Consider the following 11,087-nt stretch of genomic DNA (forward strand, 5'->3'; position numbering starts at 1 on the left):
CCGGAGCGCCCGGCCCGCGGTGGCTAGCGGGCGAGTTCGCCCATGGGACCCCAACCCTGCTGTGGCACCTCGACGTTGATGATCTCCGGCGTGGCCGCGATGGCCTCGCCCATGACCGCGAGACCGGCCTTGAAGTGGGCGGAGGCGACGTGCGCCGCGCCCGCCTCGGCGTCGGCGAAGGCCTCCAGGAGGACGTACTGGTGGGGGTCGTCCACGCTGCGCGACCAGTCGAAGAAGAGGTTCCCGGGCTCCTCGCGGGTGGCGCGGGTGAAGTCGGCGACGCGGTCGAGCCAGGTGTCCGCGTACTCGGGGCGGGCGGTGAAACGCACGGCGATGAAGATCATGGGTCCACGGTGCGCCGGTCCGCCCGCCCGGGCCAGTCGGGCCGGTCAGGATTCCGGCAGCGTCGGAATCCTGAGGCCGGTGGCGTCGGTGGGGCCGGCGGCGTGGTCCGGCAGCGCCTCGGCGAGCAGCGGGACGGCACGCGCCAGGGCCGCCCGCACCTCGCCGTGGCGCCGCCGGAAGTCGGCGGTGGGCAGGGAGACGGACAGCGCGTACACGCTGCCGTCCCGGCGCCGCCCGGGGAGCGCCGTCGCGAGGCAGGTGTACGCGGGGTCGGCCTCCCCCACCGAGACCGCGAAGCCCAGGTCGCGCACCCGGGCCAGCTCCGCCTCGAAGAGCTCGGGACTGGTGATCGTCCGGTCGGTGAACCGGGCCATGCCGTGGGCGTCCAGGTAGCGGCGGCGCAGCGGCCGGGGCAGCCCGGCGAGGAGGGCCTTGCCGTGGGCCGTGGCGTGGGCGCGCGCCTCGGGCCCCGGGACGAAGGGGTGGGCGGTGTCGGTGACCGGCGCGGTGGTGTCGACCACGGTGATCCGGCCGTCGCGGTAGGCGGTGAAGTAGGCCTCGGCGCCCGACGTACGGCGCAGCCCGGCGAGCAGTCCGCCCACGGGCCCGCCGAGCCCGTGGTGCCGCTGGTACGCGCGGTACAGAGCGGGCACACGGGGGCCGGGGGCGTATCCCTCGGGAGTCCGTACGAGATGGCCGCGGGCGACCAGCGGGCCGGTGAGGTGGTAGACGGTCGACAGGGCGCAGCCCAGCCTCCGGGCCAGCGCCTTCGCCCCGACGGGCCCGCCGGCGTCGGCCACGGCGTCGAGGAGGGCGAGCGCGCGTTCGACGGATCGGGGACCGGCGGACCGGGGGCTCTCCTGCTGGGGAGCTGCCTGCGGAGGGTCTGCCTGCCGAGGGTCTGGGGAGGACGGGGACACCCGGTCACCTTAGTTCGCCAGGGATGAGAGGAGCGTCACCATATGAATAAAAGGGATCATATGGAACTATCACCGCCATTCGGCGTAACGTCGGGGGATACCCCCGTTCGAGGGAGGGGCACCGCTGCCCCCTCACGGGTGACCCCTGACTCCTCACCGCCCTGGGAGGGTGTGTGCGCCGCTCCACGACCGACCACGCTGACACGGGCCCCCGCCCCCACAGGCGCCGCGGCCACATACGCAAGGCGGCGATCGCGACCGGTGCGGTCGCGGCCGTCGCGGGGGGACTGTACGTGGCGGGGCTCGTCGCCACCGGCGACGACATCTCCGACGGCACGCGCGTCGACGGCATCGACATCGGCGGCCTGAGCCGCGCCGAGGCCGCCGCCCGGCTCACCGCGGCGGCCCCCGCGTCATGGAAGGACCCCGTGCGGGTCACGATCGGTGACGCGGCCACCACGGTCGACCCCGCCGCGGCGGGGCTCACGGTCGACGTGGCGGCGACGGCGGACCGGGCGGCCGATCCGTCCCGCGACCCCTTCACCGTCATCGGCCGGCTCTTCTCGTCGGAGCACCGTGACATCGAGCCGGTCGTCTCCTTCGACGACGCGAAGGCGCGCGCGGCGGTCGCCGCGCAGGCGAAGCAGCACGATCGCGCGGCCCGTGAGGGCGCCGTGGCCTTCAAGAACGGCAGGACGGTCGTGACCGAGCCGCGCGACGGCCAGAAGCTGGACACGGCGAAGGCCGTCGACGCGCTGCGGGCCGCCTATCCCGGGACCGGGGGCGCGGGACCCGTGGCGTTGCCCGTCTCGGTGACCCGGCCCGACGTGCAGGCGGCGGAGGTCCACCGCTTCGTGAAGCAGTTCGCGGCGCCCGCCATGTCGGGCCCGGTCACGCTCACCTCGGGCGCCAAGCGGCTCGCGATCCCGGCGGCGACCCTCGGCGACCATCTGAACGTGAAGGCCGACGGCGGCCGGCTCACCTCGTCCCTTGACGCCCGCACCCTGATGCACGACCCGGCGGTGGCCCGCCCGCTCGACTCGCTCAGCGGAGCGCCCGTCGAGGCGAGCCTCGGGGTCCGCGACGGCAAGGTCGTCGTGGAGCGCGACGGGCGCCCCGGCCGCGAGGTCTCGGCCGACGCCCTCGGGCGCGCGGTGGAGCCGCTGCTCACCAAGCAGGGCACGGCGGCCCGCACCGGCCCGGTGCACGCCAGGCTGACCCAGCCGCAGCTGACGGCGAAGAGCCTGGCCGAGCTGGGGATCACCGAGCAGATGTCGACGTTCACGGTGCACTTCCCGGCCGCCCCGTACCGCACGACGAACATCGGCCGGGCCGTCGAGCTGATCAACGGCTCCGTGGTCCAGCCCGGCGCGGTGTGGAGCTTCAACCGCACGGTCGGCGAGCGCACGGAGGCCAACGGCTTCGTCGACGGCACGATGATCATGGACGGCCAGTACCAGAAGGCTCCGGGCGGCGGGGTGTCCGCGGTCGCCACCACGGTCTACAACGCGCTCTTCTTCGCCGGCGTCAAGCCGATCGAGCACGGCGCCCACTCCTTCTACATCGAGCGCTACCCGGCCGGCCGGGAGGCGACCGTGGCCTGGGGCACGCTCGACCTGCGCTTCCGCAACGACTCGGGCCACCCGATCTACATCAAGGCGAGCTCGACGGACTCGTCGGTGACCGTCAGCTTCCTCGGCACGAAGAAGTACGACACGGTCGAGGCGGTCGCGGGCCCGCGCACGAACATCACGCAGCCGAAGGAACGCAAGGACCCGAGCGACAAGTGCGAGGTCCAGGAGCCGCTGGAGGGTTTCGACATCAAGGTCGACCGGGTCTTCAAGAACGGCGGCACCGAGGTGAAGCGCGAGACCTTCAGCACGCACTACACGCCGCGGGACAAGGTGACCTGCGAGAAGCCGGACCAGCCGGACGCGGGCGCGGACGGTGCCGCACGGTCGCGGTGACCCGGTGACCCGGGTCCCCGGCGGCCCGTCGCCCCTGGTCACGTGAAAGGGCCCCTCTCCTTCGAGAGGGGCCCTTTCGTGTCCGTACGTCCCGGCGGGCGGGTGTGCGGAGGGGGCTCAGACGTCGGCGCGGACGGACGCCTCCACCGGAGCGGCACCGGCGGTCTCGGTGACGTCGGAGAGATCGCGGTGACGGGTCTCCCGGGCACAGGCGACCGCGACGACGGTGAGGAGCGCGGCGGCGATGACATAGAGGGCGATCGGGGTCGAGCTGTCGTAGTCGGCGAGCAGCGCGGTGGCGATGAGCGGCGCGGGGGCGCCGGCGGCGACCGAGGAGAACTGGGCACCGATCGAGGCGCCGGAGTAGCGCATCCGGGTCGCGAACATCTCCGAGAAGAAGGCGGCCTGGGGGGCGTACATCGCGCCGTGCAGGACGAGGCCGACGGTGACGGCGAGGAGCAGGCTGCCGAAGGTCCCCCGGTCGATGAGGGCGAAGAAGGGGAACATCCAGAGCCCGACGCCGACCGCGCCGATCAGGTACACGGGCCGGCGCCCGAGCCGGTCGGACAGCGCGCCCCAGAGGGGGATGACGGCGAAGTGGACGGCCGAGCCGATGAGGACGGCGTTCAGGGCGGTCTGCTTGGAGAGGCCGACCTGGGTGGTGGCGTACACGAGGATGAAGGCCGTGATCACGTAGTACGAGATGTTCTCGGCCATGCGGGCACCCATGGCGACGAGCACATCGCGCCAGTGGTTCTTGAGCACGGCGACCAGCGGCATCTTCTCGGCCTGGTCGGCGGTGGCCTTGCGCTCCTCCGCGGCGGCGAGTGCGGCCTTGAAGACGGGCGACTCGTCGACGGAGAGCCGGATCCACAGACCGACCATCACGAGGACGCCGGACAGCAGGAACGGAATCCGCCACCCCCAGGAGCCGAAGGCGGACTCGGAGAGCAGCGCGGTCAGCGCCGACAGCACACCCGTGGCGAGCAGCTGACCGGCCGGCGCTCCGGTCTGCGGCCACGAGGCCCAGAACCCGCGCCGTTCCGCGTCCCCGTGCTCGGACACCAGCAGCACGGCGCCGCCCCACTCGCCGCCCAGCGCGAACCCCTGCACGAGCCGCAGCGCGGTCAGCAGCAGCGGAGCGGCGGACCCCACGGTGGCGTGCGTGGGCAGCAGCCCGATGGCGAAGGTCGCGCCGCCCATCAGCAGCAGGCTGAGGACCAGCAGCTTCTTCCGGCCGAGCCGGTCGCCGTAGTGCCCGAACACGAGCGCTCCCAGCGGCCGCGCGGCGAACCCGACCGCGTACGTCAGGAAGGACAGCAGCGTGCCGACCAGCGGATCCGAATCGGGAAAGAACAGCTTGTTGAACACCAGCGCGGCGGCCGAACCGTAGAGGAAGAAGTCGTACCACTCGATGGTGGTGCCGATGAGACTGGCGGCGACGATGCGCTTGAGGGAGCCGGGAGGCGTGGGAGCGTGTGTTGCGGCGGCCATGTGCACCACTTCCGAGCGGGTGAAGGGGGGACGTTGCGTGTCGCCACACCGTAGGAAAGCGCAGGTCAGCCGCGTATGTGGTGGGACACCATAGTTCGGGGGGCGGGGATGCGCGCCGCACCCATGCCAGGCTCACGCCGCCCCGCCGAGCACCGGCGACGGCGGCGGTCGTCGGACGGCCGGACCGAGGCGGCCGGACCGGGACGGGTGCGGCCGTGGGACGGCCGGACCGGGACCGGTCCGCCCGGAACGGTCGCGGGCGCGGGACGGCCGGACCGGAACGGTCGCGCGGGACGGCCGGACCGGGGCGGCGTCTCCAGAGTGGGCGCCCCCCGTCTCCGTCTCGCGAGTGGGCGCCCCCGGCGGGCCCCCTTCGGGGCCCCGGGGCGCGGCCGCCGGGACCGCCGGCCGGGCACTCGATGCCGCGGACCGAGCCCTCGCATCGCACGAGCGGCCCCGGCTGCGGCCCACTCGTCCCTTCCTCCAAGCGACCTCTCATTCGCCATGGACGGTCGCACGACGTAGTTGCAGATGAGAGGAAACTCGCCCTACGGTGACGCATATGCAGCCCTACACCATCGGCCAGGCCGCGCGTCTGCTGGGCGTCAGCCCCGACACCGCGCGGCGCTGGGCGGACGCGGGCCGGGTCGCGACCCACCGCGACGAGAGCGGTCGGCGCGTGATCGACGCCAGGTCGCTCGCCGCGTTCTCCGTGGAGGTCGCTCAGGGCGAGGAGGCCGCGCCGTACACGTCGGCGCGCAATGCCTTTCCCGGCATCGTCACGGCGATCAAGCTCGGTGACGTCGCGGCCCAGGTCACGATCCAGGCGGGTCCGCACCGGCTGGTCTCCCTCCTCACCCGTGAGGCCGTGGAGGACCTGGGGCTGGAAGTCGGCATGCGGGCCACCGCCCGCGTGAAGTCGACCAGCGTGCACATCGACCGCACCTGACCACCGCTCACGCAGGACCGAGACGTCCAGGCCGTCGGCGCGACCGGCCTGTCACTCCCGCACCTTCCTTTCGTCCCCAAGGAGTTCCGACCTCATGTCCCTCACCCCCACCGGACGTCGCGTCGCCGTCGCCGCTCTCACCGCGGCCCTGCTCGTGCCGCTCGCCGCCTGCTCGTCGAACGACGACCCCGAGAAGGGCACCGGCGGCTCCACCGCCTCCGGCTCCGCGGGCGCGGCCCCGAAGGCGCACCTGACCGTGCTCGCCGCCGCGTCCCTGACCGACGTCTTCAAGACGGCCGGCGCCGCCTACGAGAAGTCCCACCCCGGCACGAAGATCACGTTCTCCTTCGCCGGCTCCCAGGAGCTCGTCGCCCAGGTCTCGCAGGGCGCGCCCGCCGACGTCCTGGTCACCGCCGACACCAAGAGCATGGACAAGGTGAAGGCCGACACCGGCACCCCCACCGTCATCGCCAGGAACCGGCTCGTGATCGCCACCGGCGAAGGCAACCCGCACAAGGTCGCCGGACTGAAGGACCTCGCGGACCCGAAGCTGAAGGTCGTCCTCGCGGCCCCCGAGGTCCCGGCGGGCAAGTACAGCAAGAAGATCCTCGACGCCCAGAAGATCACGGTGAAGCCGGTCTCGCAGGAGCCCAACGTGCGCGCCGTGCTGAGCAAGGTCGAGCTGGGCGAGGCCGACGCCGGTCTCGTCTACAAGACCGACGCCGAGAGCGCCGAGGACAAGGTCGACGCCGTCGACATCCCCGACGGCCAGAACGCCATCGCCACGTACCCCGCGGCCGCGCTCAAGGACTCCGGGAGCGCCGCCGCCGCGGCCGCGTTCGTCTCCTGGCTGAGCTCGCCCGAGGGCCAGAAGATCCTCCAGGACGCGGGCTTCCAGAAGCCGTGACCGACCGGGATCGTCCAGATCGCGGCGGCTGCCCGTACCGGGGGGACGGGCAGCCGCCACCCCGGCCCTCATCCATCTCCTGAGGACCCTCGATGAAACGAGCAGGACTCCGTACCTCCGGCGCCCGTCCGCCGCTCCTGCTGGCGCTGCCCGCGATCGTCGCCGTGGCCTTCCTGGCCCTGCCCCTGGCCGGCATCCTCGTACGGACGGAATGGAGCGAGCTGGCCGACCACCTCGGCTCGCCGGGCACCGTCCAGGCACTGAAGCTGTCGCTCCTCGTCTCCCTGTGGGCGCTGGGGCTCTCCCTCGTTCTCGGGATCCCCCTCGCCTGGCTGCTCGCCCGCGTCCCGTTCCCCGGCAAGGCGATCGTTCGTTCGCTGGTCCTGCTGCCGATGGTGCTGCCGCCCACGGTCGGCGGCGTCGCGCTGCTGCTCGCCTTCGGCCGACGCGGCCTGCTCGGGCCATGGCTGGAAGACACCTTCGGCATCACGCTGCCGTTCCACACCTCCGGAGCCGTCGTCGCGGCGACCTTCGTCGCCATGCCCTTCCTCGTCATCAGCCTGGAGGGCGCGCTCGGCGGCCTGCGGCCCCGCTACGAGGAGACGGCGGCCTCCCTGGGCGCCTCCCCGCTGCGCGTGTTCCTCACCGTCACGCTGCCGATGGTGGCACCGGGAGTCGTCGCGGGCGCGGCCCTCACCTGGGCCCGGGCACTGGGCGAGTTCGGCGCCACGATCACCTTCGCGGGCAACCTGCCCGGGACCACCCAGACCCTCCCGCTCCAGGTCTACCTGCTGCTCCAGGACGAACCGGAGGCCGCCACCTCCGTCTCGCTGCTGCTCCTCGCCATCGCGATGGGCGTCCTCGTCGCGCTCCGGGGACGGTGGACGGGCACCCCGGCAGACCGCGAGCGCCGCACCCCGCCCGGGACCGGGACGGAACCGGGCGCCACGGAACCGGCGGCCGGGGCCGCACCCGTGCTCCCCTCCGCCCCGTCCGACGGACGCTGGGCGCTGCATGCCGAGGTCACCGGCTTCACCCGGCTCACCCTGGACGCCGAACCGGGCACCACCATCGCCGTCGTGGGACCGAACGGCGCCGGCAAGACCACCCTGCTCCGGGCCCTCCTCGGCCTCACCCCCCGCGCGCACGCCGACCTCACGCTGGGCGGCGTCGACGTCACCTCCCTGCCTCCGCACCGGCGGCGCGTCGCGTGGGTGCCCCAGGACGGCGCGCTCTTCCCGCACATGACGGCCCTCGCCAACACCGCGTACGGACTGCGGGCCCAGGGCGTCTCCCGCTCCCAGGCCCGCCGGGAGGCGCAGGCCTGGCTCGACCGCCTCGCCGTCGGGCACCTCGCGCACCGCAGGCCGGGGCAGCTGTCGGGCGGACAGGCCGGCCGCGTCGCCCTGGCCAGGGCGCTGGCCGCCCGCCCCCGCCTCCTGGTCCTGGACGAGCCGCTCGCCGCCCTCGACCAGACCACCCGCGCCCACGTCCGTCACACCCTGCGCACCCACCTCACCGGCTTCGGCGGCGTCTGCCTCATCGTCACGCACGACCCGGTCGAGGCCGTCTCGCTCGCCGACCGCGTGCTCGTCCTCGACGGGGGCAGCGCGCTGCAGGACGCCACCCCGACCGAGGTCACCCGCCACCCCCGGTCCCCGTGGGTGGCCCGGATGCTGGGCCGCAACGCCTGGCCGGGCACCGCCACCGCGGAGGGCGTCGCGCTCGACGGCGGCGGGGTGCTGATCGCGGCCGATCCCCCGCCGCCCGGAACCCCGGCACTCGCGATCGTCGCGCCCGAAGCGGTGTCCGTCCACCGCGAGAAGCCCGCCGGCAGCCCGCGGAACGTCTGGCCCGGGACCGTGCGCGAGATCACCGGCAGCGGCAGCCGCCTGCGCATCCTGATCGCCTCGGACGAGGCACCCGATCTCGTCGCCGAGATCACGCCCCAGGCCGCCGCCGAACTCGGCCTCGCCGACGGCGTCTCCGTCTGGACCGGCGTGAAGGCGACCGAGACGACGGTCGTCTCCCTCTGATCCGCCCCTCCCGGGCGGGGAAGACCCGGCGAAGCCCCTCCCGGGCGGGGTCCGGCCGCCGGATCCGGGTGCGCGGGGGCGTCTGCGCCACGAGAGGGAAGGGCCCGCCCGGCAGCGCTTCGGCCGGCGAGCCGTGCCGTGCGGATCAGGCCGAGCTGACGCCGCTGCGGGCCAGGGCGAACACCCCGACGACGATCAGTGCGATGCCCGCGAGCTGGGGCAGCAGCCACCAGCCGGTCCTGAGGTGCTCCCCGTAGAGCAGGACGCCGAGGATCAGGCTCACGGTGGCGTCGCCGAGGGTGAGCGCGGGCTGCGAGGCGACGAGCGGGCCGCCCTGCATGGCGTGCTCCAGCAGCAGCACGGCCGCGACCCCGGCCACGCAGAAGGCATAGGTCTGCCAGGACGTCAGGAAGCCGCCGAGACCCTCGTCCCCGAGGATGTGCATGGAGGTCTTCATCAGGGCGGCGGTCAGCGCGTAGCAGATCGCGGTCGCGGCGCCGAGGCAGCCCGCGCGGGCCCGGCCGGGCGGCCGGCGCAGCCCTGCCGCGGCGAGCACCACCACGGCGACGGCGCAGGCGACCAGCGCCGGCACCCAGCGGTCCAGTTCGACACGGGTACGGTTCCCGGCGGGCGAGGCGGCCAGCAGTGCCGCGCCGAGCCCGCACACCACGGCGGCGACGGCCGCCCACAGCCACCCGGACAGGCGCTCGCGGGCCATGGCGGAGGCGATGAGCAGGGCGAGGGGCAGTTCGAGCACGAACAGCGGTTGCACGAGGGACAGCGCCCCCGTCGCCAGGGCGGCGGCCTGCCCCACCCCCGCGACGATCACGGCGAGGATCCCGGCGAGCCACACCGGACGCCGCACCAGGTCCAGGATCAGCCCGGGCCGAAAGGAGTCCGACCGGGGGACGGTCAGCGCGGCACGCCGCTGGAGGACGGTGGCCAACGCGTTGCTGAACGCGGCACACATCGCGAAGAGAACCGGCAGGACGACGCCCATGCGGCCATACTCTCCGGGAACGGTCGCTTATCGGGTGAGGACACCGGGGTGGTGTCGTGTTCCATGAGATGCGGGACACGACTCGTGGGCGGCTGCGGTGACCGACGACGCCGGCCGCGTGTGACTTCCGCGGTCGAGCGGAGAGGGTTCCTTCCGGACGGAAGGGCCCCTGGCCGGTGCGGCGCTCAGAGGTGGCCGTCCAGGAACGCCCGTAGCTCGGTGCTCGTCATGGGCCCGGCGCCGTGTGCCACCGCCTGGCCGTCCTTCAGCAGGGCGTACGACGGCGCTCCAGTGATCCCGTACCGCTCGGTCGCGGCCGGACAGCGCGTGATGTCCGCACGGACGACCGTCAGGCGGTCCGCGTACTCGTCGGCGATGCCGCCCACGACCAGGTCCATGGTCCGGCAGGGCTCGATCGCCTTGGGCCAGGTCCCGATGAAGTAGGCGAGGACCGGCCCGTCGCTCATCCTCAGGATGAAATCGAACTCCGCGTCCTCACGGGGTTGGTGCACCCGCTTCGCCATCAGGGCTCCCGAGCTCGCGTTCCGTCGTTGCGGCCTCATCATCCCCCACGCGATCGGTCTTTCCGTCCCCGCTCGGGCGCGGCGTCCGCCGCGCGGGCGTTGCCGGGCGGCTGCTGCGCCGTCGCGCTCGCCGTGGGGCACGGAGGCGAAACGCACGCACATCTGCGGGTGGAAGGCGGCGCCGATCCCGCGGGCGGTGGTTGCTGCGGTCGGAGGGGGAGGCGCGGGGGCGCTGAGGGCGCCCCCGGTCGGTCAGTCCCCGCTCGAATTCAGCCATCGCCGGGTGGTGACCCGCTCACGCTGCGGTGTTCCGGACCAGTCCGCCTGCCACTCGGCGAACTCACGCAGCTCGGCGAGTTCCCGGAACCCGGTCACCAGGACGGTGCCGATCGAGGTCGGACCGGTCGTGCCGCAGACGATGACGTCCCCGGACACCGACAGCATCGCGAATTCGGGTGCCCCGGGACCGACGCCGAGGGCGGAAGCGGCCCCGGCCCCCATGACGTCCCAGGCCGCGTCGAGCCTGACGCGTGCCCACCACCAGTCGTTTCGTTCCTCCTCCCCTTCCACCTCGACGGCGACCAGGAACTCACGGTCGTCGCCGAAGAGTCCTCCGTCGCGGGCGAGAGCGAACCAGCCCTCGTTCGCCCGGGCGACGAAATCCGGGGCGGTGGTCTCGACGACGGATCTCGCCCACTCCCCGACCGGGGGTGGATAGTCCGCGGCCACGGTGGCGATCGTCGGGGGGACGAGCGGGACTTCCTGGTCCACGAGTCCCAGGAAGACCAGTCCGCCGGGGGCGAGTCGCCCAGGGTGGTCCATTGCTTCAACCTTTCAGGAGGGGTTTCGGGTACGGGGCGCGGGCACCACCCGCGTCTCGTCCGATGAAACACGCACGGCACCCCGGTTCTGGGGTGCCGTGCGCTGCTGTCAACGATCCGCTGT

At 73.5% G+C, this 11,087-nt stretch carries 10 protein-coding genes; 4 read left to right on the top strand and 6 right to left on the bottom strand.

All coding sequences use genetic code 11. The annotated features are described in order from the left end of the window. Nucleotides 1-23: 23 nt before the first annotated feature. Entirely contained in the window at nt 24-344 is a 321-nt protein-coding gene (locus ACGF1Z_RS13915; protein WP_393003412.1) for a putative quinol monooxygenase, read from the bottom strand. Nucleotides 345-389: 45 nt separating this feature from the next. Beyond that, nucleotides 390-1,265, bottom strand: a complete 876-nt coding sequence (locus ACGF1Z_RS13920; RefSeq protein WP_393003414.1) for an IclR family transcriptional regulator — start codon at nt 1,263-1,265, stop codon at nt 390-392. A 173-nt stretch (nt 1,266-1,438) separates the two neighbouring features. Here ACGF1Z_RS13920 and ACGF1Z_RS13925 point away from each other — a divergent pair, with 173 nt between their 5' ends. Beyond that, complete coding sequence (locus tag ACGF1Z_RS13925) at nt 1,439-3,232, top strand: VanW family protein (protein ID WP_393003416.1); 1,794 nt, start codon at nt 1,439-1,441, stop codon at nt 3,230-3,232. Between the two features lie 117 nt (nt 3,233-3,349). Here the strand turns inward: ACGF1Z_RS13925 and ACGF1Z_RS13930 are convergent, their stop codons facing one another. Next, nucleotides 3,350-4,726, bottom strand: coding sequence for an MFS transporter (locus ACGF1Z_RS13930; RefSeq protein ID WP_393003418.1), 1,377 nt, complete (start codon nt 4,724-4,726; stop codon nt 3,350-3,352). A gap of 562 nt (nt 4,727-5,288) precedes the next feature. Here ACGF1Z_RS13930 and ACGF1Z_RS13935 point away from each other — a divergent pair. From ACGF1Z_RS13935 to ACGF1Z_RS13945, 3 genes are all read left to right on the top strand, one after another. Beyond that, nucleotides 5,289-5,675 carry a molybdopterin-binding protein gene (locus ACGF1Z_RS13935; protein WP_393003420.1) on the top strand — a complete coding sequence of 129 codons (387 nt, stop codon included), beginning with the start codon at nt 5,289-5,291 and terminating at the stop codon, nt 5,673-5,675. Nucleotides 5,676-5,769: 94 nt separating this feature from the next. After that, nucleotides 5,770-6,582: a molybdate ABC transporter substrate-binding protein gene (gene modA, locus ACGF1Z_RS13940; RefSeq protein ID WP_393003422.1), complete on the top strand. Its 813-nt coding sequence runs from the start codon at nt 5,770-5,772 to the stop codon at nt 6,580-6,582. Between the two features lie 92 nt (nt 6,583-6,674). Next, on the top strand, nt 6,675-8,618 hold the full coding sequence (locus ACGF1Z_RS13945; RefSeq protein WP_393003424.1) for an ABC transporter permease: 1,944 nt from the start codon (nt 6,675-6,677) through the stop codon (nt 8,616-8,618). A gap of 145 nt (nt 8,619-8,763) precedes the next feature. Here the strand turns inward: ACGF1Z_RS13945 and ACGF1Z_RS13950 are convergent, their stop codons facing one another. From ACGF1Z_RS13950 to ACGF1Z_RS13960, 3 genes are all read right to left on the bottom strand, one after another. Further along, the gene (locus ACGF1Z_RS13950) at nt 8,764-9,618 is read right to left on the bottom strand and encodes a DMT family transporter (protein ID WP_393003426.1); all 855 of its coding nucleotides are present in this window, start codon (nt 9,616-9,618) and stop codon (nt 8,764-8,766) included. Nucleotides 9,619-9,803: 185 nt separating this feature from the next. Next, nucleotides 9,804-10,142, bottom strand: coding sequence for a thioredoxin family protein (locus ACGF1Z_RS13955; protein WP_393003428.1), 339 nt, complete (start codon nt 10,140-10,142; stop codon nt 9,804-9,806). Nucleotides 10,143-10,394: 252 nt separating this feature from the next. Next, nucleotides 10,395-10,964 (bottom strand): hypothetical protein, encoded by a 570-nt coding sequence (locus tag ACGF1Z_RS13960; protein WP_393003430.1) that lies wholly within the window; start codon nt 10,962-10,964, stop codon nt 10,395-10,397. Between the last annotated feature and the right edge of the window lie 123 nt (nt 10,965-11,087).

This window comes from Streptomyces sp. NPDC048018, from assembly GCF_043202995.1.
Lineage (GTDB): Bacteria > Actinomycetota > Actinomycetes > Streptomycetales > Streptomycetaceae > Streptomyces.

Coding starts and splice junctions, on each gene's coding strand:
- modA (WP_393003422.1), top strand. CDS start 5,770: ATGTCCCTCACCCCCACCGGACGTCGCGTCGCCGTCGCCGCTCTCACC.
- ACGF1Z_RS13950 (WP_393003426.1), bottom strand. CDS start 9,618: ATGGGCGTCGTCCTGCCGGTTCTCTTCGCGATGTGTGCCGCGTTCAGC.
- ACGF1Z_RS13915 (WP_393003412.1), bottom strand. CDS start 344: ATGATCTTCATCGCCGTGCGTTTCACCGCCCGCCCCGAGTACGCGGAC.
- ACGF1Z_RS13930 (WP_393003418.1), bottom strand. CDS start 4,726: ATGGCCGCCGCAACACACGCTCCCACGCCTCCCGGCTCCCTCAAGCGC.
- ACGF1Z_RS13955 (WP_393003428.1), bottom strand. CDS start 10,142: ATGGCGAAGCGGGTGCACCAACCCCGTGAGGACGCGGAGTTCGATTTC.
- ACGF1Z_RS13945 (WP_393003424.1), top strand. CDS start 6,675: ATGAAACGAGCAGGACTCCGTACCTCCGGCGCCCGTCCGCCGCTCCTG.
- ACGF1Z_RS13960 (WP_393003430.1), bottom strand. CDS start 10,964: ATGGACCACCCTGGGCGACTCGCCCCCGGCGGACTGGTCTTCCTGGGA.
- ACGF1Z_RS13935 (WP_393003420.1), top strand. CDS start 5,289: ATGCAGCCCTACACCATCGGCCAGGCCGCGCGTCTGCTGGGCGTCAGC.